This is a genomic window from Microbacterium sp. LjRoot45, assembly GCF_964253325.1.
Lineage (GTDB): Bacteria > Actinomycetota > Actinomycetes > Actinomycetales > Microbacteriaceae > Microbacterium.
Genome location: NZ_CAXUQM020000001.1, coordinates 374,182 through 393,322, shown reverse-complemented (window position 1 = coordinate 393,322; position 19,141 = coordinate 374,182). Strand labels below are relative to the sequence as shown.

At 71.6% G+C, this 19,141-nt stretch carries 20 protein-coding genes; 3 read left to right on the top strand and 17 right to left on the bottom strand.

Annotation, left to right across the window (positions count from 1 at the left end):
- Positions 1–59: 59 nt before the first annotated feature.
- Positions 60–755: an SDR family oxidoreductase gene (locus ACSQ18_RS01740; protein WP_436035336.1), complete on the bottom strand. Its 696-nt coding sequence runs from the start codon at positions 753–755 to the stop codon at positions 60–62.
- A gap of 131 nt (positions 756–886) precedes the next feature.
- Between ACSQ18_RS01740 and ACSQ18_RS01735 the strand changes: the two genes are divergently transcribed.
- On the top strand, positions 887–2,272 hold the full coding sequence (locus ACSQ18_RS01735; RefSeq protein WP_436035335.1) for an aspartate aminotransferase family protein: 1,386 nt from the start codon (positions 887–889) through the stop codon (positions 2,270–2,272).
- 1 nt (position 2,273) lies between these two features.
- Here ACSQ18_RS01735 and ACSQ18_RS01730 read toward each other — a convergent pair whose 3' ends face one another.
- The 3 genes from ACSQ18_RS01730 to ACSQ18_RS01720 form a co-directional block, all read right to left on the bottom strand.
- The gene (locus ACSQ18_RS01730; protein ID WP_436035334.1) at positions 2,274–2,600 is read right to left on the bottom strand and encodes a hypothetical protein; all 327 of its coding nucleotides are present in this window, start codon (positions 2,598–2,600) and stop codon (positions 2,274–2,276) included.
- A gap of 142 nt (positions 2,601–2,742) precedes the next feature.
- Entirely contained in the window at positions 2,743–3,102 is a 360-nt protein-coding gene (locus ACSQ18_RS01725; protein WP_436035333.1) for a hypothetical protein, read from the bottom strand.
- A gap of 129 nt (positions 3,103–3,231) precedes the next feature.
- The gene (locus ACSQ18_RS01720) at positions 3,232–4,080 is read right to left on the bottom strand and encodes a transposase (protein WP_436035332.1); all 849 of its coding nucleotides are present in this window, start codon (positions 4,078–4,080) and stop codon (positions 3,232–3,234) included.
- Between the two features lie 155 nt (positions 4,081–4,235).
- Here ACSQ18_RS01720 and ACSQ18_RS01715 point away from each other — a divergent pair, with 155 nt between their 5' ends.
- Positions 4,236–5,723 (top strand): phytoene desaturase family protein, encoded by a 1,488-nt coding sequence (locus ACSQ18_RS01715; RefSeq protein WP_436035331.1) that lies wholly within the window; start codon positions 4,236–4,238, stop codon positions 5,721–5,723.
- Between the two features lie 142 nt (positions 5,724–5,865).
- Positions 5,866–6,129 carry a hypothetical protein gene (locus ACSQ18_RS01710; protein ID WP_436035330.1) on the top strand — a complete coding sequence of 88 codons (264 nt, stop codon included), beginning with the start codon at positions 5,866–5,868 and terminating at the stop codon, positions 6,127–6,129.
- Between the two features lie 144 nt (positions 6,130–6,273).
- Here the strand turns inward: ACSQ18_RS01710 and ACSQ18_RS01705 are convergent, their stop codons facing one another.
- From ACSQ18_RS01705 to ACSQ18_RS01645, 13 genes are all read right to left on the bottom strand, one after another.
- Positions 6,274–7,305, bottom strand: a complete 1,032-nt coding sequence (locus ACSQ18_RS01705; protein ID WP_436035329.1) for a fatty acid desaturase family protein — start codon at positions 7,303–7,305, stop codon at positions 6,274–6,276.
- A gap of 290 nt (positions 7,306–7,595) precedes the next feature.
- Positions 7,596–7,799 (bottom strand): cold-shock protein, encoded by a 204-nt coding sequence (locus ACSQ18_RS01700; RefSeq protein ID WP_301039184.1) that lies wholly within the window; start codon positions 7,797–7,799, stop codon positions 7,596–7,598.
- A gap of 432 nt (positions 7,800–8,231) precedes the next feature.
- Positions 8,232–8,816 carry a TetR/AcrR family transcriptional regulator gene (locus ACSQ18_RS01695; RefSeq protein ID WP_436035328.1) on the bottom strand — a complete coding sequence of 195 codons (585 nt, stop codon included), beginning with the start codon at positions 8,814–8,816 and terminating at the stop codon, positions 8,232–8,234.
- A gap of 20 nt (positions 8,817–8,836) precedes the next feature.
- The gene (hutI, locus tag ACSQ18_RS01690) at positions 8,837–9,982 is read right to left on the bottom strand and encodes an imidazolonepropionase (RefSeq protein WP_436035327.1); all 1,146 of its coding nucleotides are present in this window, start codon (positions 9,980–9,982) and stop codon (positions 8,837–8,839) included.
- On the bottom strand, positions 9,979–11,325 hold the full coding sequence (locus ACSQ18_RS01685; RefSeq protein WP_436035326.1) for a formimidoylglutamate deiminase: 1,347 nt from the start codon (positions 11,323–11,325) through the stop codon (positions 9,979–9,981). Before ACSQ18_RS01685 ends, hutI begins: the two co-directional genes overlap by 4 nt.
- Positions 11,322–12,515 (bottom strand): allantoate amidohydrolase, encoded by a 1,194-nt coding sequence (locus tag ACSQ18_RS01680; protein WP_436035325.1) that lies wholly within the window; start codon positions 12,513–12,515, stop codon positions 11,322–11,324. The genes ACSQ18_RS01685 and ACSQ18_RS01680 overlap by 4 nt, the downstream gene beginning before the upstream one ends.
- A gap of 69 nt (positions 12,516–12,584) precedes the next feature.
- A complete protein-coding gene (locus ACSQ18_RS01675; protein ID WP_436035324.1) occupies positions 12,585–13,787 on the bottom strand; it encodes an allantoate amidohydrolase in 1,203 nt (400 codons plus the stop codon).
- Entirely contained in the window at positions 13,784–15,445 is a 1,662-nt protein-coding gene (gene hutU / locus ACSQ18_RS01670; protein ID WP_436035323.1) for a urocanate hydratase, read from the bottom strand. The genes ACSQ18_RS01675 and hutU overlap by 4 nt, the downstream gene beginning before the upstream one ends.
- Entirely contained in the window at positions 15,442–17,040 is a 1,599-nt protein-coding gene (gene hutH / locus ACSQ18_RS01665) for a histidine ammonia-lyase (protein ID WP_436035322.1), read from the bottom strand. Before hutH ends, hutU begins: the two co-directional genes overlap by 4 nt.
- A gap of 45 nt (positions 17,041–17,085) precedes the next feature.
- Positions 17,086–17,511, bottom strand: coding sequence for a hypothetical protein (locus ACSQ18_RS01660; RefSeq protein WP_144807014.1), 426 nt, complete (start codon positions 17,509–17,511; stop codon positions 17,086–17,088).
- Positions 17,512–17,543: 32 nt separating this feature from the next.
- Positions 17,544–18,020 carry a hypothetical protein gene (locus tag ACSQ18_RS01655; protein ID WP_436035321.1) on the bottom strand — a complete coding sequence of 159 codons (477 nt, stop codon included), beginning with the start codon at positions 18,018–18,020 and terminating at the stop codon, positions 17,544–17,546.
- 117 nt (positions 18,021–18,137) lie between these two features.
- On the bottom strand, positions 18,138–18,581 hold the full coding sequence (locus ACSQ18_RS01650; RefSeq protein WP_144807012.1) for a DUF3830 family protein: 444 nt from the start codon (positions 18,579–18,581) through the stop codon (positions 18,138–18,140).
- Between the two features lie 34 nt (positions 18,582–18,615).
- Positions 18,616–19,104: a hypothetical protein gene (locus tag ACSQ18_RS01645; RefSeq protein ID WP_144807011.1), complete on the bottom strand. Its 489-nt coding sequence runs from the start codon at positions 19,102–19,104 to the stop codon at positions 18,616–18,618.
- Positions 19,105–19,141 lie beyond the last annotated feature (37 nt).

Genomic DNA, 19,141 nt, shown 5'->3' with positions numbered 1-19,141 from the left:
GTGCATGCCGCGCTCCGCGTGACGACGCGGAGCTGCCGTTTCAGCCCGGCGGCACCAGGTCAGCGGGGGCCGGGACGCACCGTGATGTCGGTCAGCGTCGCGTCGGGGGTGGCGTCGAGGGCGGCGAGCACGGCGGCCGCCACCGACTCGGCATCGATGAAGCGGGACGGGTCGTAAGCGGCGCCCTCCTGTTCGTGCACCTTCTCCTGCATCGGCGTCGCCGTCCGTCCGGGGTAGACGCTCGTGACCCGCACGCCGTGCGCAGCCTCCTCGCCGCGAAGGGCGTCGGCGAGCGCCCGCAGGCCGTGCTTGCTGGCCGCGTAGGCGCTCCACTCCGGATGGGCGGTGAGCCCCGCCCCGGAGTTGACGAAGAGCACCTGCCCGCGCGCCGCGCGCACGCGAGGGAGAAGCAGCCGCGTGAGCTCGGCGGGGGCGACGAGGTTCACGGCGAGCTGCGCCGTCCACGCCGACACCGGGAGCTGCTCGACCGTGCCGAGCTCGACGACCCCCGCCGCATGCACGATCCCGTCGACGGCATCCGGGAGGTCGGCCACGGCCACAGCGTCCGCGAGGGCGTCCGGATCGGCGAGATCTGCCACGATCATCGAGCTGCCGGGGAGCTCCGCCCGGAGGGCATCGCCGCGAGCGGCATCCCGCGCGATCAGGACGAGTCGGTCTCCGCGACCGAGGAGGCGGCGAGCGAGGACGGCGCCGATGCCCGACCCGGCTCCCGTGACGACGAATGTGCGGCTCATGCCTCCATCCTCCCCCGCCGGGCGGACCGAGATCGCACGAACTGTGCGCCGCGACCGTTCCCCCGCGCACTTCGTGTGATTTCGACGGTCCGAGCGTGAACGCGGCACGGTCGCGCGAGTAGGTTCGGGTCATGACGGGTGCGCAGCGGACCGAGGCCGAGCTCCAACAGATGGCGAAAGACCACCTGTGGATGCACTTCTCGCGGCAGTCCACGATGGAACGCGGCGTGCCGATCATCGAGCGCGGCGAAGGCCATCACATCTGGGATGCCGCGGGCAAGCGGTACATCGACGGGCTCTCCGGGCTGTTCGTCGTCAACGCCGGGCACGGGCGCCGGGTGCTCGCCGAGACCGCCGCCGCCCAGGCCGAGAAGCTCGCCTTCTTCCCCATCTGGTCGTATGCGCACCCCTCAGCGATCGAACTCGCCGACCGGCTCGCCGACCTCGCCCCCGGCGACCTCAACCACGTCTTCTTCTCCACCGGCGGCGGGGAGGCGGTGGAGACCGCGTTCAAGCTCGCGAAGCACTACTGGAAGCTGCAGGGCAAGCCGGGCAAGCACAAGGTCATCTCGCGGTTCATCGCCTACCACGGCACACCCCACGGGGCGCTCGCCATCACGGGGCTCCCCGGGATGAAGGCCATGTTCGAGCCGGTCGCGCCGGGCGGGTTCCGGGTGCCGAACACGAACTACTACCGCGCCGCAGAGCAGGGCTTCACCGGATCGACGCCGGAGGAGTTCGGCGTCTGGGCGGCCGACCGCATCGAGGAGATGATCCAGTTCGAGGGCCCCGACACCGTCGCCGCGGTGTTCCTCGAGCCCGTGCAGAACTCCGGGGGCTGCTTCCCCCCGCCGCCGGGGTACTTCCAGCGCGTGCGGGAGATCTGCGACCGCTACGACGTGCTCCTCGTCAGCGACGAGGTCATCTGCGCGTTCGGTCGTATCGGCGAGTACTTCGCCTGTGACGCGTACGGCTACGAGCCCGACATGATCACCTTCGCGAAGGCCGTCACGAGCGGCTACGTCCCCCTCGGCGGCACGATCGTCAGCGACCGCATCTACGAGCCGTTCACGAAGGGCGACGTCTCCTTCCCCCACGGGTACACCTTCGCGGGGCACCCCGTGGCATCCGCCGTCGCGCTGGCCAACCTCGACATCTTCGAGGAGGAGGGCCTGCTGCAGAACGTGCGCGAGAACTCCCCCGTGTTCCGCTCGACGCTCGAACGCCTCACCGACCTGCCGATCGTCGGCGACGTCCGCGGCGACGGGTACTTCTTCGGGATCGAACTCGTCAAGGACAAGGCGACGAAGGAGACCTTCGACGACGACGAGTCCGAGCGGCTGCTGCGCGGGTTCCTCTCCGGCGCCCTGTACGAAGCGGGGCTCTACTGCCGGGCCGACGACCGCGGCGACCCTGTCATCCAGCTCGCTCCGCCGCTCACCATCGGGCCCGCGGAGTTCACGGAGATCGAGCAGATCCTGCGTTCGGTGCTGACCGAGGCCGGCAACCGGCTCTGACTCAGCCGAACCAGAGGCTCGGCGGGAAGACGAGCATGAGCAGCACGATGGCCGTCGCCCCGATCAGCAGCAGGGACACCTTCGCGAGGTTGTTCGGCTTGGACACCACGAGCGAGATGAGTCCGACGACCACCGCGACGACGGCGATCGTGCCCACGGCATAGAGGCCGAGGATCGCGACGCCCAGCGCGCCCATCCCCGGAGTGACGCCCGCCCAGATCAGCGCGATGACCGCCGCGACGGGTGTCGCGATCGCGAGGACCAGCGACGCGATGCCGAGGCCGTGCCCGGTGGCGCGCGTCACCGTCGTCTGTTCTGTGGTGGTCATGACTCCGACGCTAACAAGTGACGCCACCCGCCGGCAGTCGGCTTTTCGGGGGACAAAGTCACCGTGCTTGTGGGTGTTGTCGTCTCGTGTGGAGGGTGTTGATTCGCGGAGAACCGAGGAGCCCGGAGTGAGTGTCCCGCGGTCAGGCCTCCGAAGCGGTCTCCTCGTGGGCGGATTCCTCGTGGCCGACCGACTTGGCCTCGAGGAAGGCGCACAGTTCCGCTGCAACCTGCAGCTCGACGGCCATGCCGTGCAGTTGATGGCTGCTGAGGATCGTCGTGTCGGGCTGCGGCTCGATCGTGATGCGCCAGCGGGCATCGCCGATATCGATGGGCTCCATGAAGACGGAGACGGTCGCGTTCTGGAGGGGCACGACCACGAGTCCGGTGTCCGCACCTTCGGTGCCGTCTTGCACGACCACTCGAATCAGGTCGCCCGCACCACGGGCGTCGTGGAACTCCGTGAGCCAGCGCTCGAGAGTCTCTCGACTGCGAAAAGGCATGGTCAGCACTCCTTTCGACTGCCTCCCTCAACGGTACCCGCGGATCCTGGATGCGAGGGATGGCCTTGCGTTTGCCGGATGCAGCGGTTACGCGTACCGGTCAGCGGACGGTGAGGCCGGAGGGGCGCCTCACGAGAGAGCGGCCCGCGCGGATGCCGCTCGGCGTGCCGCCGTCCGGGCCTCGCCGGCTGCCCGGGACGCGGCCTCGCCGAGCTCTTCGAGCTCGGCCTCCGCCTCGGCCGCATCGCGCTCGGCGCGCTCGAGGTCGGCGCGCAGGGCCTCCGCGCGCTGGCGGAGACGGTCGGCGCGTTCCTGCGCGCGCTCGCGCTGCTCGAGCGCCTTCGCGCTGTCGCGTTCGGCGCGCTCGAGGTCGCGCTCGGCCTGGCGCGCCGCCCGTTCCGCCTCACGCCGTGCGCGACGTTCCGCGAGCTCGTCGTCGGGAAGGTCGCGGGATGCCGGGTCGTCCTGCCCGGCGTCGGGAACGGAGCCGCTCACCGCGTCGGCGAGGTCGACGTCGCCCGATGGGTCGAGCGGTGCGGCCAGGCGCGCCGTGGCGACGGCCGCGGCGGCGTCGGCGTGGATCAGCGCGGCGTTCAGGGTCGCCTCGATGTCGGACTGCGCGGCGGCGCTGACGCTCACCCCTGCGGCAGCCGCGAGGTCGACGGCCGTGCGGGCGAGCGCCGCGACGAGCTGCCGTCGCTGCCGACCGAGACGCGCGAGCTCGGCCGCATCGAGCTCGCCCTGCGCCTCGCGCAAGGCGGCTCCGAGCTCCAACGCGTCGGCGAGGCGGCCCTCGCGGGCCAGGAGGTCGACGGCCCACGCCGACACGACGGGCTTGCGCACCTTCGCCACCTGCCGAGCGAGAGCGGGTTCGGACTCCTTCGCGCGGCGGGTGCGGGCGGCGACGAAGTCGGCAGGCACGACGGCGTACAGCTCGGCGATGATCGCGTCGAGCACGGCCGTCTCGTCGGTCGACATGGAGCCATTCTCCGTCACCGCGCGCACACCGTCACGACGAGCCGCGCTCGACGCGCGCTACGGCATCCACGCCCACCCGGCAATCCCTCCGTCTCGCCACCCTGCCGTCGTCTACCGTCGAGAGGACAGTGCACCCGATCGCCGGAGGGGCGGAGATGGCACGCAACGCGCGGCACCCGAACGCCGGGTCGACGGCGTACGACGCCGTGATCGTCGGCGCCGGACCCAACGGTCTCGCTGCCGCGGTCACGCTGGCCCGGGCGGGACTGCGGACGATCCTGTTCGAGAGGGCGCCCGTCGCCGGCGGCGGCGCGGCGACGGCCGAGCTCACGCTGCCCGGCTTCCGCCACGACGTGTGCTCGGCGGTCCACCCGCTCGCGGTCGAATCCGCCTTCTTCCGCGCGTTCGCGCTCGACCGCCGCATCTCGCTCATCACCACCGACGTCTCGTTCGCGCATCCGCTCGACGATTCCTCCGCCATCGCCTACCGCGACCTGGCGCGAACCGCCGACGCGCTCGGCCGCGACGGGCGCGCCTACGCCCGGCTTCTCGGCCCCCTCGCCCGCCGCTCCTCGGCGGTCGCCGCGACGACGGGCAGTCCGCTGCTCCGCGTGCCGCGGCATCCCGTGACCGCGGCGCGACTGGCCGCCCGCTCCTTCGAGCAAGGCACGCGCCTGTGGGGCGCGCGGTTCCGCGAGGATGCCGCTCCCGCCCTGCTCGCCGGGGCCAGCACGCACGCCATCCTCCCGCTGCCGAGCCTCGCCGCCGCGGGTGCCGGCCTGGCGCTCGCGGCCTACGCTCACGGGCGCGGATGGCCGCTTCCGGTAGGCGGCAGTCAGGCCATCGTCGACGCGCTCGTGCAGGACTTCCTCGCGCACGGCGGCGAACTGGTGACCGCGCACGACGTGAACGACCTGCGCGCCCTGCCGACGGCTCGGGTGCGCCTGCTCGACGTGACACCGCGGGCGCTGCGCACGATCGCGGGTGATGCCCTGCCCCGGGGTTACGCGCGCGCCCTCACCCGCTTCCGCTACGGAAACGCGGCGGCGAAGGTCGACTTCGCACTCTCCGAGCCCGTGCCGTGGCGAGACCCCGCTCTCCGCGACGCGCCGACGCTCCATCTCGGCGGCACCCGTGCCGAGATCGCCGCCGGCGAGCATGAGGTGGCCCGTGGCATCCATCCGGCGTCGCCGTACGTGCTGGTCTCGCAGCCGTCGCTGTTCGACCCCACGCGGGCGCCCGCCGGTCGCCACACCCTGTGGGCGTACACCCACGTGCCCGCGGGGTCGCGCGAGAATCGCACGGCGGCCGTCATCGCGCAGATCGAACGGTTCGCCCCCGGCTTCCGCGACACGATCCTCGCGACGGCGAGCCGGACCGCCGACGATCTCGCCCAGCACAACCCCAACTATCCCGGCGGCGACATCGCCGCGGGCTCCCCCGACCTCGCTCAGTTGTTCCGCCGCCCCGTCCTCCGGTCGTCCCCGTGGCGTACTCCGGTGCGCGGCCTGTACCTGTGCTCGTCGTCGACCGCGCCCGGCCCGGGCGTCCACGGGCTGTCGGGCTGGTACGCGGCGCTGACCGCGCTGCGCGACGAGTTCGGGGTGACCGCGCCGCCCGACCTGTCGCTCCGCACCGCGTGAGCGACCTCCGCGATGGAGGGCATCGTCGAAGCCCGGTACTTCGCACGAGGTCGGACGTCAACCCCGACGACCCGACCGCCGGGGCGTCTTATCGTCGAAGCGCGGGCCGCGACGAGGTCGGCCCCGACGACGGGAGGATGCCATGCACGATCGCCAGGAAGACCCCCTCCACCGAGCAGCGCCGACCGACGAGGGCCCCGAGAGCAAGGGGGCACCGGTCGCGGAGTCGCACTACCTGATCTCGGAGCACGACGGCGTCACCCGCATCGACATCGCCGCCGACGCACAGGCTCGACCGGGCCCCGGTCCCGGCCAGCCCGAAGCCGACGCCGGCGCTGCAGCCGAGGGCGACGCTGAAGCCGAGGGCGACGCTGAAGCCGACGCCGAGGCCGACGCCGATCGCTAAGAGCGACGCCGACCGCTGATCGCCCGGCGGAAAGATCTGCACAACGGAGGCGATCTGCACAACGGAGGGCGGGATGCCGTCAGCGCCACTCCGCAGCGAGGATCTCCTCCGTTACGCCGGCGAAGTCAGCCGCCGGCAATGCGATCAGGCCGGGCGGTAGGAGGCGACCATCGGGCAGTCGAACGGATCGCGCGCCGCGAGACCGACCCGGTTGAGGTAGGCGATGACGATGGCGTACGAACGCCACAGCGTCGTCTCGGTGTAGGGCACCCCGAGCGTGCGGCACTGGTCGCGGACGATCTCTCGCGCCCGCGCGAGGTGCGGCCGCGGCATGTTCGGGAAGAGGTGGTGCTCGATCTGGTAGTTCAGCCCGCCCATGAGCCACGTCGCCCACCAGCCGCCGCCGATGTTGCGCGAGGTGCGCACCTGCTTGCTGAAGAAGTCGAGCTTGGCGTCGGGGGCGATGACCGGCATGCCCTTGTGGTTGGGCGCGAACGACGCGCCCATGTACACGCCGAAGACCGCGAGCTGCACCCCGAGGAAGGCGAACGCCATGCCCAGCGGGAGGAAGACGAACACCGGCACGGTGAAGATCGAGAAGCGCAGGACGATCAGCCCGATCTCGGTCCACCGGCCCTTGACGGGCTCGCGGCTGAACAGGTGACGGATGCCGATGGCGTGGAGGTTGAGACCCTCCAGCGTCAGGAGCGGGAAGAACAGCCAGCCCTGCTTCTTCGTCAGGAGACGGCGCAGGCCGCGGGCCTGCGCGGCATCCTCGTCGAGGAAGGAGATCGTGTCGACTTCGATGTCGGGATCTTTGCCGACCCGGTTGGGGTTGGCGTGGTGGCGGGTGTGCTTGGTGGTCCACCAGGAGTAGCTCATGCCGACGACACCGTTGGCGAGCACGCGGGCGAGGCGGTCGTTGGCGGGACCGGAGGTGAGGATCTGACGGTGAGCGGCCTCATGCCCGAGGAAGGCGACCTGCGTGAACAGGATGCCGAGGGCACCGGCGATGAGCAGCTGGAACCAGCTGTGCCCGAACAGGATGAAGCCCGTGATGCAGCCGGCGAAGCCGAGGGCGATCACGGTGCCGACCAGCGTGTAGAACCACGGTGTGCGGCGCAGGAGACCGGTTTCCCGGACGACCTGGGACACGTCGGTGAAGGCGCGGGCCATCGGGGGGAACTCCGCGGTGCCGGCGTAGGTCTGGCGGACGGGGCCGAGCCGGGAGGGGGAGACGGTAGTGGAGGAGATGATGCGCCCTGACGATCGGGACCCGCAGGCCGGAGCGGCCCGAAGGCCCGAAGCCAAGGGCGGATGCCGTTCGCTACCCCCACGCTACGCGGGTCGACATGGCCGTAGCGGCATGAAAGGCGACCTCAGGGCGGATGGTCAGGTGAGACCAAGGGTCGGCGAGGTGAAGGTTCCGCCGACGCGCACGATGTCGCGTCGGCGGAACCCGCGGATCACAGGGCGCGGATGTTCGCCGCCTGCGGGCCCTTGGAGCCCGCCTCAGTGTCGAACTCGACCTTCTGGGCCTCTCGGAGTTCCTTGAAGCCGTCGCCGGCGATCGCGCTGAAGTGCGCGAAGACGTCGGCGGTGCCGTCGTCGGGGGCGATGAAGCCATAGCCCTTCTCGGAGTTGAACCATTTCACGGTGCCAGTGGCCATCGTGTCTCTCTTCTTGTTACGTGGGCCGTGAACTCGGCCCGCCGTGCCGCCCCGATGAAGCCGGTGCGGACGATAGGGGGTGCGGCGCGCCCGCGGAAGGGCGACCGATGCGGAGACGGCCGCGCGGGCCGCCTCGAGGGAGGGGAAGGCGCCGAGCGCCTCACCGCGGCTCCCCTGCGCTTCCCAGCCGGTGTGGGAGTGCGCGACGAAGCCGGCGTATTCGCCGGCGCTGTGCGCCACGTGGAGGTCGTGATCGGCCTGACGCCACGTGACGGACGGAAAGAAGGACAGAGAAGAGATGAGGGGACTTTCGAGAGGACGCGACCGCGTCGGGAGAACGGAGGGCCTCGGGAAAAACCATCATCAACCCACTCGCCGCTCTTCGATGAGCACGAAAGATCGGGGACGAACCAACACGAAACCTCGACCAGTCTACCCTGTCGTGACGGCTCGTGCGTCGAGCATGTCGGCGAACAGGTCGATGGAGCCCTCGAGCTCGTCACGGTCGCCCGTGAGGAGCAGGTCCTGGATGAGGCCACGGAACCCCGCGAGCGCAAGACGCCCGGCCGCGCGGGCCTCTCCTTTCGCGTACCCCTCGCGCTCGGCCACCTCGGTGAAGAACGCCTCCCACTCCGAGACCGCGGTGTCGGTGAAAGCGGTGAAGTCCGCGGGACTCTCGAACGCGCGCGCAGCGAGATGGTGGAACAGCTGCATGTGCGGCAACCGTGCGACGTAGTAGTCCCACGTGGCACGCACGGCGGCGGAGAGGGTGTCGAAGCGGCGAGCGCGCAGGTCGGCCGTCACCCGGTGGCGCAGTTCGCGCTGCACGCGGGCGAGCAGTTCGTCGCGCGATCCGAAGTGATAGATGAGCATGCGGCTCGACGTGCCGAGGGCGGCGGCCAGGCGGGCGAGCGTGAAGTCCTCGATGCCGACGCGCGTCAGGTGCTCGACGGCGCCGTCGAGCAGCGCCGCCGACCGTGCGGTGGCGACGTGGGTGCGGGGATCGTGTTCGGTCACGAGAATCTGCCGACGCAGGATCAGACGACGCGGAATCCGGCTCGCCACACACCGTCGGTGAGCGGAACTCCGGGTCGGTAGGCCAGGTGGGAGATCCCCGGAGCGGCGAGCGACTGCAGATCGGCGCGTGCGCCCACGCGGATCACGCCGATGTCGTCGCGACCGACTGATCGCGCCGGCACGATCGTTGCCGCGCGCACCGCTTCCTCGATCGTCAGCCGCATCTGGAGCACGGCGGTCGCGACGCAGAACTGCATCGACGTCGTGAACGAGGTGCCCGGATTGCAGTTGGTCGCGAGCGCCACCGCTCCTCCGGCATCCAGGAGTTCCCGGGCCGGCCCGAAGGGCTCGCGCGTGGACAGGTCGCAGGCGGGGAGGAAGGTGGCGACGGTCTCCGACGCGGCGAGGGCCGCGATGTCGGCGGCGTCGAGGTGGTTGCAGTGATCGACGCTGCGCGCGCCGAGTTCGACCGCGAGGGCGACGCCGCCCGACCGTCCCAGCTGGTTGCCGTGCACCCGCAGGGCGAGGCCGGCCTCTCGTCCCGCGTGCAGCACGGCCCGCGACTGCTCGACCGTGAACGCTCCCTCTTCGCAGAAGACGTCGATCGCGTCGACGTACTGGCGGACGGCACGCAGCATGTCGCCCGTGACGAGGGCGACGTAGTCGTCGGCATCGACCCCCGCCGGCACGACGTGCGCCCCGAGGAACGTCACGGTGTCGGCGACCTCGCGTGCCACCTGCGCCGAACGCACCTCGCTGTCGACGTCGAGGCCGTACCCGGTCTTCGTCTCGAGGAAGGTCGTGCCCCCGCGCAGCGCCTCTGCCCGCAGGGCGCCCGCCGTCTCTCGCAGGTCGTCGACGGATGCCGCCCGCGTCGCGGCGACGGTGTGCGCGATGCCGCCGGCGCGGTACCGCTCCCCTGCCATGCGCGCCTCGAACTCGGCGGAGCGGTCGCCGGCGAAGACGATGTGACTGTGGGTGTCGACCCACCCCGGCAGCACCGCCGCACCCTGGAGGTCGGTGCGCTCGTCGGCGGCCGGTGCTGCCGCCGCGTCGCCGACCCACGCGATGCGGCCGTCGTCGATCACGACGGCCGCATCGTGCCGTCGCCCGAGCTCGGGATCGTTCGTGGTGAGTTCACCGATGCCGGTGAGGAGCAGGCTCATGAGGCGACCTCCGCGAGTGCTGTGGCGAGAAGCTCGGCGGGGGAGGTCCCGTCGGCGAGGCGGCCCGCCTTCGCGACGACGCGACCGCCGACGACGACGCGGCGGACGTCGGATGCCGTGGCGCACAGGAGCAGCTGTGCCGGCTCGGCACCGACGGTGCGCACCGAGCCGGTGTCGATCTCGACGAAGTCGAGCGGCCCGCCGACAGCCCCGGCCGGGCGGTGGCCGAGCGAGCGGTATCCGCCCGCGCTCGCGGCGTCGGCGAGCTCCGGAAGAGCGAACCGGCCGCGCCGGAGGCTCCGCAGCCGGTCGTGCATCTCCAGGCCGCTCACCTCCCGCAGCGGATCGACGACGGCGTTCTGATCGGAGCCGAGCGCGAGGGTCGCTCCCGCGTCGAGGAGCTCACGGGCGGGACCGATGCCGTCGCCGAGGTCGGCCTCCGTCGTCGGGCACATGACTACCGACACCCCCGCCGCGCCCAGGAGGGCGATGTCGTCGGCGGTCGGGTGGGTCGCGTGGACCACGCTCAGCCGCGAGGTGAGCGCGCCCGCGTCGGCGAGGATGCCGGTGGGCGTGCGGCCGTAGGCGGCGAGCGCGTCGGCGTTCTCCTGGGGCTGCTCCGACAGGTGCACGTGGACGGGGATGCCGTCCGGCAGCCCCGCGACGATCGTGCGGATGTCGTCGGGCGCGACGCCGCGGACGGAGTGCAGCGCCGCGCCGATCGACACGAGACCGAGGGCGTCCGCCGGGACGACACCGGCGAGCGCGTGCCACCGTCGCAGGTAGGCCTCGGCATCCGCGTCGCCGAAGCGCGCCTGCTCGGGGGCGAGCGGACGGCCGACACCGCCGGCGAGGTAGGCCGTGTCGAGGAGGGTGAGCCGGATGCCGACCGCCTCGGCGGCCTCTGCGACCGCCCGCTCCATGGCGTGCGAGGGCTCGGCGCCGGCGTCGGGCCCGCTTCCGTAGGGCTGTCCGCCGAGTCGATGGTGGACGTAGTGGAACTCGCCGACCGCGGTGAAGCCGGCGGTGACCATCTCGGCGAAGACGGCACGCGCGAGGAGGGCGTAGCGCGCCGGGGTGAGCGCCGCGGCCGTGCGGTACATCTTCTCCCGCCACGACCAGAAGTCGCCGCCGTCGCCGTGCGTGCGGCCGCGCAGCGCGCGGTGGAAGGCGTGCGAGTGCGCATTCGCGAAACCGGGCACCGCCGTGTCGAGCACGAGGTCGCCGGTCGCGGCATCCGTGTCGGGCGTCACCGCGGTCACGCGACCGTCGGCGCCCGCCTCGAGTCGCACGCGCTCGTGCACCTGCCCGCTCACCACTAGTCGGCGACACCACACGGTCATGCGATCATGCTCCCCACGACGCTCTCCAGGGCGGCCACCCCGGCGAGGCAGTCGTCGAGCTCCGCGTACTCCTCGGGGGCGTGGGAGACGCCGGTGGGGTTCCGCACGAAGATCATGGCGGTCGGCACGGCCGGCGACAGCACGCCCGCATCGTGGCCGGCGCCGCTCGGCAGCACGGGCACGTCGCCGATGGCGTCGGTGAGGCGGGAAGCGAGCGCCTGATCGAAGTGCACCTCGGGGCTCCACGAGTTCTCGACGAACTCGCTCGCCGCCACCCGGTCGGCGATGGATGCCACGAGCGCGCGGGTCTCCTCGTCCGAGGCGGCGCGGGCGTCGAGGGTGAGCGAGACCGACGAGGCGATGACGTTCGAGCCGCCCGGCACGGCCAGGAGCCGCCCGACGGTCGCCCGCGAGCCGGGGATCGCAAGGGCGGCCTCTCGCACCTCCAGCACGGCGCGCGCCGCGGCGATCATCGGGTCGTCGCGGTCGGACATGAGCGTCGCACCGGCGTGGTTCCCCTGACCCCGAAAGGTGAGGGTCCAGCGGCCGTGCGCGAGGATGCGGGAGGCGATGGCGACCGGAGCGCCGAGGTCGATCAGCCCGCGCCCCTGTTCGACGTGCAGTTCGAGGAAGACGCCGATCCGGGCGAGGGCTTCGGGGTCGCGGCCGAGGTGCGCCGTGTCGAAGCCGACGCGGCGCGCGGCGTCGGCGAACGTCACACCGTCGGCGTCGCGGAGCGCGCGGACGCGCTCGGGAGAGATCGCACCCGTCATGAGCTGCGAGCCGAGGCAGGCCACCCCGAACCTCGACCCCTCCTCCTCCGCGAAGGCCACGACGGCGACGGGGCGCCGGGGCACGACGCCCCGCTGCCGCAGTCGCTCCACAGCCTGGAAGGCGGTCTCGATGCCGAGGGGTCCGTCGAAGGGGCCGCCGCCGGGCACGGAGTCGAGGTGACTGCCGGTGACGAGCGCGTCGTCGCCGGGCTCGCCCCACCAGGCCCACAGGTTGCCGTTGCGGTCGGTCTCGACGTCGAGGCCCAGCGCGGTTGCACGCTCGGCGAACCACTCGCGCAGCTCGAGGTCGGCGGACTGCCACAGGTGCCGGGAGTACCCGCCGCGCTGCGCGTCGCGGCCGACGTCGGCGATCTCGCGCAGCCCCACCAGGAGGCCGTCGTTCGCGGTGGAGCTCATGCGCGCATCCCCTCTCGGATGGTCGAGTGTAACAGGATTACATAGCCGGGATGCCGGTCTCGTCGACGCTCAGCCGGCACGGTGACGGATGACCGTGACGAGCGCGTCCACCCCGTGCTCGCAGTCGGCATCGTCGACCCATTCCTCCGGCGCGTGCGAGACCCCCGACGGGTTGCGCACGAGGATCATGGCGGCCGGAACCCCGGCCCGCGCGAAGACCCCGGCGTCGTGCCCCGCGCCCGACGGCAGGACGGGGACGTCGCCCAGCGCGGCGGCCAGGGATGCCGTCATCCTGCGGTCGAACGCCGTCTCGGCGCTCCACGACTCCTCCGTCGCGTGCGTCCCCGTGACGCGTCGAACGTGCGCGAGTACCCGGCGCACATCAGCCTCCTGATCGGCTCGCGCATCGATCCACAGCGAGGCGTTCCCCGCAACGGCGCTGATCGCCCCGGGAACCACGCGCACTTTGCCGACCGTCGCGAGCGCGCCCGCGGCGATCGCCCCCTCGCGCACCGCCAGGACGATGTGCGCCAACCGCACGAGCGGATCGCGCCGCGACGCCATCGCCGTCGTTCCCGCGTGGTTCTGCTGCCCCGGGAGCTCCACGCGCCACCGGCCGTGCGGCCAGATGCGGTCGGCGACACCGATCGGCGCCCCCGCGCCCGCGAGCCCCGCCGCGCCGTCGGCGGTCGTGAGATGCCCCTGCTCGATGTGGAGTTCGACGAACGCGCCGATCCGCGCGAGGCGCTCCGGCTCCGACCCGACGTGCGCGGGATCGACACCGGCATCCGACATCGCGTCCGCCATCGTCGTGCCGTCGTCGTCGCCGAGGCCCAGCACCCGCTCGGGGGACAGCTCCCCCGTCAGCAACCGCGAACCGACCCCGGCTGCCCCGAAGCGCGCCCCCTCGGCATCGGCCAGCGCGGCCACCGCCACCGGTCGCGACGGGACGAACCCGTCGCGCCGCAGCGACGCGATCGCGGCGAACGCCGACGCGACGCCCAGCGGCCCGTCGAACGCCCCGCCGCGGGGCACGCTGTCCAGGTGGGAGCCGAGCACGAGGGCCGTCCCCTCCCGCTCGGCGTGCCACCACGCCCACAGGTTGCCGTTGCGGTCGGTCTCGACCTCGAGGTCGAGCAGGTCGGCGCACTGCACGAACCACTGGCGGCTCTCCAGGTCGGCGCCCGTCCACGCGAGACGGTCATACCCTCCGGAGGGGGTGCGACCGACCTCGGCCAGCTCGCCGAGCAGACCACCGACGAGTGAGGTCATCCGCGCCCCATCGGAATGCGCACGCCGCGTTCGGCGGCGACCGCCTCGGCCTCGGGATACCCCGCGTCAACGTGCCGGATGACGCCCATGCCGGGGTCGTTCGTCAGCACGCGAGCGAGCTTCTCCGCCGCGAGCGCCGTGCCGTCGGCGACGGCGACCTGGCCCGCGTGCAGCGAACGTCCGATACCGACTCCGCCGCCGTGGTGCAGCGACACCCACGAGGCACCCGAGGCGGTGTTCAGCAGGGCGTTCAGCAGCGGCCAGTCGGCGATGGCATCCGAGCCGTCCTTCATCGCCTCGGTCTCGCGATACGGGCTCGCGACACTGCCGGAGTCGAGGTGGTCGCGTCCGATCGCGAGGGGCGCGGCCAACTCGCCGGATGCCACGAGATCGTTGAAGCGGAGGCCCGCCTTGTCGCGCTCGCCGTAGCCGAGCCAGCAGATGCGGGCGGGGAGCCCCTGGAAGTGCACGCGCTCGCCCGCGATCCGGATCCACTTCGCGAGCGACTCGTTCTCGGGGAACAGGTCGAGGATCGCCTTGTCGGTCACGGCGATGTCGCGGGGATCACCGCTGAGGGCGGCCCACCGGAACGGACCCTTGCCCTCGGCGAACAGCGGACGGATGTAGGCCGGGACGAAGCCGGGATAGGCGAAGGCATCCGCGTATCCGGCAGTCTTAGCCTCCGTGCGCAGGTTGTTGCCGTAGTCGAAGACCTCGGCCCCGGCTCGGGAGAAGCCCACCATGGCCGCCACCTGGACCGCCATCGACTGCCGGGATGCCTCGGCGAACCCCTGCGGGTCGCGCGTGCGCGCCTCGTGCCACTCGTCGAAAGAGTACTCCCGCGGCAGGTACGCGAGCGGGTCGTGCGCACTCGTCTGATCGGTCACGATGTCGATCGGCGCCCCCATCGCGAGCAGGCGCGGGAAGACGTCGGCCGCGTTCCCGAGGAGTCCGATGCTGAGCGGGCGACGCGCATCGCGAGCCGCGGCGGCGAGCTCGACGGCATGGGCGATCGAGTCGGCGCGCACGTCGAGGTAGCGGTGCTCGAGACGACGGCGGATGCGGGAGTCGTCGACGTCGACGCAGATCGCGACGCCGTCGTTCATCGTCACCGCGAGGGGCTGGGCGCCGCCCATGCCGCCGAGTCCGCCCGTCAGGGTGACGGTGCCGGCGAGCGTGCCGCCGAAGCGCTTGGCCGCGACGGCCGCGAACGTCTCGTAGGTGCCCTGCAGGATGCCCTGCGTACCGATGTAGATCCACGAGCCGGCCGTCATCTGGCCGTACATCGTGAGACCGAGGTGCTCCAGGCGGCGGAACTCGTCCCAGTTGGCCCAGTCGCCGACGAGGTTCGAGTTCGCCAGCAGCACGCGCGGCGCCCACTCGTGGGTCTGGAAGACACCGACGGGCTTTCCCGACTGCACGAGCAGCGTCTCGTCGCCGCGTAGCGTCTCGAGCGTGCGGGAGATGGCGACGAAGCTCCGCCAGTCGCGCGCCGCCTTGCCGGTGCCGCCGTAGACGATGAGCTCGTCGGGATGCTCGGCCACCTCGGGATCGAGGTTGTTCTGCAGCATCCGGAGGGCGGCCTCCTGGGGCCAGCCGCGCGTGTGCAGCTCGGTGCCGCGGTGGGCGCGCACGGGGCGCGGTCCAGAGGCCGTCATGCGAGGTCTCCTCCTGCCGCCCGGGCGGCGTCGAGCAGCGAGCCGTCGGTCACGAGGGCGTGCGCCGCCGCGATCTCGGGCGCGAGGTGGCGGTCGGTGCCGGGGCCTTCGACGCGGGTCCGCAGGCGGGCGATCACCGCGGCCGAGACGGGCGAGGGCTGGAGCGGCGCCCGCATGTCGATGGCGCGCGCGGCCGTCAGCACCTCGACGGCGATGACGCGCGACAGGCCGTCCACCGCGCGGCGGAGCTTCCGCGCCGCGGCCCACCCCATCGAGACGTGGTCCTCCTGCATCGCGCTCGACGGGATCGAGTCGACGGATGCCGGCACGGCGAGACGCTTCAGCTCGCTCACGATGCCCGCCTGCGTGTACTGCGCGATCATGTGCCCGGAGTCGACGCCGGGGTCGTCGGCGAGGAACGCGGGAAGACCGTGGTTGCGGGACGGGTCCAGGAAGCGGTCGGTGCGCCGTTCGCTCATGCTGGCGAGGTCGGCCACCACGATCGCGAGGAAGTCGAGCGCGTAGGCGACGGGCGCCCCGTGGAAGTTGCCGTTGGACTCGACGCGGCCGTCGAGGGTCACGGCCGGGTTGTCGACGGCGGAGGCGAGCTCCCGCTCGGCGACGTCGCGCGCGTGGGTCACCGTATCGCGGGCGCCGCCGTGCACCTGTGGTGCGCACCGGAGCGAGTAGGCGTCCTGCACGCGGGTGAAGCCCTCGGGGCGCGCCAGGAGGCCGGAGCCCGCGAGCACCGCGCGGATGTTGGCGGCCGAGACGCGCTGACCGGGGTGCGGACGCAGGTCCTGCAGGTCGGCGGCGAACACGCTGTCGGTGCCGAGCAGCCCTTCGACACTCATGGCGGCGGCGAGGTCGGCGAGGGAGAGCAGGTCGCGAAGGTCGGTGAGAGCGAGCACGAGCATGCCGAGCATGCCGTCGGTGCCGTTGATGAGGGAGAGTCCCTCCTTCTCGCGCAGCACGAGCGGCTCGATGCCGGCGGCGGCGAGCGCGGATGCCGCGGGCACGATCTCGCCGGACGCGTCGCGCACGTCGCCCTCGCCCAGCAGCGCCAGGGCGCAGTGGGCGAGCGGAGCGAGATCGCCCGAGCAGCCGAGACTGCCGTACTCGGAGACGATCGGCGTGATGCCCGCGTTGATGACAGCGGCGTAGGTCTCCGCGACGACCGGCCGCACGCCCGTGCGTCCCGTCGCGAGGGTCGACAGGCGCAGCAGCATGAGCGCGCGGACGACCTCGCGCTCCACCTCCGGTCCCGAACCGGCGGCGTGGCTGCGCACGAGCGAGCGCTGCAGCTGCGCGCGCAGCTCCAGCGGGATCTGCTTCGACGCGAGCGCGCCGAAGCCCGTGGAGACGCCGTAGTGGGGCTCGGTGTCCGAGGCGAGCGCGGCGATGACGTCGGCGCTGGATGCCATGGCGGCGATCGCGTCGTCGGAGAGTCGGACGGACGCGTCGTGCCGCGCGACGGCGACGACGTCTTCGAAGGTGAGCGCGCCGACGCCGACGGACACGTCGGTGATCGCGGTGCGGTGCAGGACTGCGGTGTTCACGGGTTCCTCACAGAGCGGGGGGAATGGCGGATGCATCCCCGACGACGCCGGTGTACGCACGGCGCCGTCGGGAACGGGGTGTCAGTTCGCGATCTCGAGCGAGACGACCTGGCCCTGCTGGAGCCAGTTCTTCATGCCGGCGAGGGCGAGTTCGAGCTCGCCCTCGACGACCTCGCCGATGTAGCTGATCTTCAGCGGCTCGTCGGCGAGGTCATCGCCGTAGACGACGCAGAACTGCTGACGCGGGTTGTACCAGCAGACCGAGCCGCGGGCGTAGCCCTTCTCGGCGCGACGCATCGCCCCGACCTCCTCGGTCAGGTAGACGTTCTCCCAGGGCGCGACGATCGGCATGGTCCAGAAGACCATCTCGCCGACGATCTTGCCGTGCTGCAGGATGCTCTTCTGCGGCAGGTTCTCCTTGAGCGCCGCGACGATGCCGGGCACGAGTTCCTCGAACACCTGGATCGTGCAGACCTGGGTGTCGTCGACGGACATGATGAGCTTCATGAGCGGGTTCTCCTTCGTGTTCTCGAGGTCGTTCAGGCGTCGACGCGCTTGAAGCCGTTGGTGACGCCCCAGGGGAAGACGGCGTCGACCCACATGTGGACCTTGTTGACGTAGCTGATCGCGGCGCCGGTGAGCTCCAGGAACTCGGCGAGCGTGGTAGCGGCCTCGGCCGCTTCGACGTAGCGGGCGACGAATCCGCCGGCCTCCGGCATCCCCACGAAGTCGAAGAACGCGGCCTTGTAGCCGACGATCTGCTTCGTGAGCACCTGCAGGGTCGCGAGGTCGAGCGCGTTCTCCTCGGCGGCCTCGATGATGCCCCAGAGGTACTCGTCGGACAGCGTGCGGGCCTCACTCTCGGCGAACATGAGGGTGGTCAGGTACTGCCCGTGCGTGCCCGTGCGGCGCGGGATGATCCCCTTGCCCATGTTGACGATCTCCTGGGGGCACTCCAGCCAGATCCGCTCGCGTTCCGCGGTGAGCTCCGCGATGACGTCGGTGACGATGCTCATTTCGTTCCTTCCTTCGGTAGGTTCTCGGTGCGGCCGGGGCCCTCGCGACCCGCGCGAGGGCGCACTCGGCCATCGGTCGGGACCTCAGGGCGGTCCCGACCGTGACGGTCGGCGGGATCAGGCCGCGGCGGCGGCCTCGTCCCGGATGCGCAGTTCGACGAACTTGTCCTGCTTGCGCCAGGTCTCCTCGCCGACGAGAGCGAGTTCGGTGAGGCCGTCGATGACCTCGCCGATGAAGCTGTTGCCGAGGGGCTCGATGGCGAGGTCGTCGCTGTAGGTCACACCGAACACCTGGCGGGGGCTGTAGAAGACGACGGTGCCGGCGACGGTGCCCTTCTCCTTGCGGCGCATGTCGCCGAGGTCCTGCGTGAGGATGTAGTTCTCCATGGGGATCACCAGCGGCAGCACGGCGAACAGCTGGTCGCCCACGAGGGTGGCGTGCTGCAGCTTCGTGCGCAGGGGGAGCTGACGGCGGAACTCGGCCGCGGTCTCGGGGACGAGGTCCTCGAAGATCCGGATGCCGCAGATGTACTTCTCGTCGACGATGAAATCGATGATCATGCTCGGGGTTCTTCCTTGTCGGTGTCGGGAGGTCTCAGGCGGTCTGCTTGGCGTCGGAGCGCGGGAAGGCACTCGCGATGCCCCACGGGAAGACGCTCTGGATCCACATGTGGACGCGGTTGGTGTACGAGAGGGCGGCACCGGTGACGGCGGCGAACTCCTCGAGGGTCTCGGCGGCGCGGGCGCCCTCGGCGTAGCGGTGGATCCACTTGCAGGTCAGCGGCAGCCCGACGAAGTCGAAGAAGTCGGCCTTGTAGTCGATGATCTGCGTCACGAGCTTCTTCATCGTCGCGAGGTCGGTCTCCGGGTCGCGGGCGACCTCGATGAAGCCCCACAGGATCTCGTCGGCGAGCGTGCGGGCCTCGCCTTCGGCGTACAGCAGCGACGTGAAGTACTGCTTCTTGGGTCCGGTCAGGCGCGGCAGCACGCCGTTGCCGAGGTCGCGGACGTCTTCGGGCAGCGTCAGCCAGATGCGCTCGCGTTCGGCGTCGAGTTCGGCGATGACGTCGTCGGTTACAGACATGGGAATCCTTTCGGTGGGTGAGGGGCGCGCCGGGACT

Coding starts and splice junctions, on each gene's coding strand:
- ACSQ18_RS01725 (WP_436035333.1), bottom strand. CDS start 3,102: ATGCCTTTTCGCAGTCGAGAGACTCTCGAGCGCTGGCTCACGGAGTTC.
- ACSQ18_RS01700 (WP_301039184.1), bottom strand. CDS start 7,799: ATGGCCACTGGCACCGTGAAATGGTTCAACTCCGAGAAGGGCTATGGC.
- ACSQ18_RS01685 (WP_436035326.1), bottom strand. CDS start 11,325: ATGACCGTGTGGTGTCGCCGACTAGTGGTGAGCGGGCAGGTGCACGAG.
- ACSQ18_RS01730 (WP_436035334.1), bottom strand. CDS start 2,600: ATGACCACCACAGAACAGACGACGGTGACGCGCGCCACCGGGCACGGC.
- hutU (WP_436035323.1), bottom strand. CDS start 15,445: ATGACGGCCTCTGGACCGCGCCCCGTGCGCGCCCACCGCGGCACCGAG.
- ACSQ18_RS01705 (WP_436035329.1), bottom strand. CDS start 7,305: ATGGCCCGCGCCTTCACCGACGTGTCCCAGGTCGTCCGGGAAACCGGT.
- ACSQ18_RS01720 (WP_436035332.1), bottom strand. CDS start 4,080: ATGTCGACCGACGAGACGGCCGTGCTCGACGCGATCATCGCCGAGCTG.
- ACSQ18_RS01735 (WP_436035335.1), top strand. CDS start 887: ATGACGGGTGCGCAGCGGACCGAGGCCGAGCTCCAACAGATGGCGAAA.
- ACSQ18_RS01650 (WP_144807012.1), bottom strand. CDS start 18,581: ATGATCATCGATTTCATCGTCGACGAGAAGTACATCTGCGGCATCCGG.
- ACSQ18_RS01740 (WP_436035336.1), bottom strand. CDS start 755: ATGAGCCGCACATTCGTCGTCACGGGAGCCGGGTCGGGCATCGGCGCC.
- hutH (WP_436035322.1), bottom strand. CDS start 17,040: ATGCATCCGCCATTCCCCCCGCTCTGTGAGGAACCCGTGAACACCGCA.
- hutI (WP_436035327.1), bottom strand. CDS start 9,982: ATGAGCCTGCTCCTCACCGGCATCGGTGAACTCACCACGAACGATCCC.
- ACSQ18_RS01715 (WP_436035331.1), top strand. CDS start 4,236: ATGGCACGCAACGCGCGGCACCCGAACGCCGGGTCGACGGCGTACGAC.
- ACSQ18_RS01680 (WP_436035325.1), bottom strand. CDS start 12,515: ATGAGCTCCACCGCGAACGACGGCCTCCTGGTGGGGCTGCGCGAGATC.
- ACSQ18_RS01675 (WP_436035324.1), bottom strand. CDS start 13,787: ATGACCTCACTCGTCGGTGGTCTGCTCGGCGAGCTGGCCGAGGTCGGT.
- ACSQ18_RS01645 (WP_144807011.1), bottom strand. CDS start 19,104: ATGTCTGTAACCGACGACGTCATCGCCGAACTCGACGCCGAACGCGAG.
- ACSQ18_RS01710 (WP_436035330.1), top strand. CDS start 5,866: ATGCACGATCGCCAGGAAGACCCCCTCCACCGAGCAGCGCCGACCGAC.
- ACSQ18_RS01655 (WP_436035321.1), bottom strand. CDS start 18,020: ATGAGCATCGTCACCGACGTCATCGCGGAGCTCACCGCGGAACGCGAG.
- ACSQ18_RS01660 (WP_144807014.1), bottom strand. CDS start 17,511: ATGAAGCTCATCATGTCCGTCGACGACACCCAGGTCTGCACGATCCAG.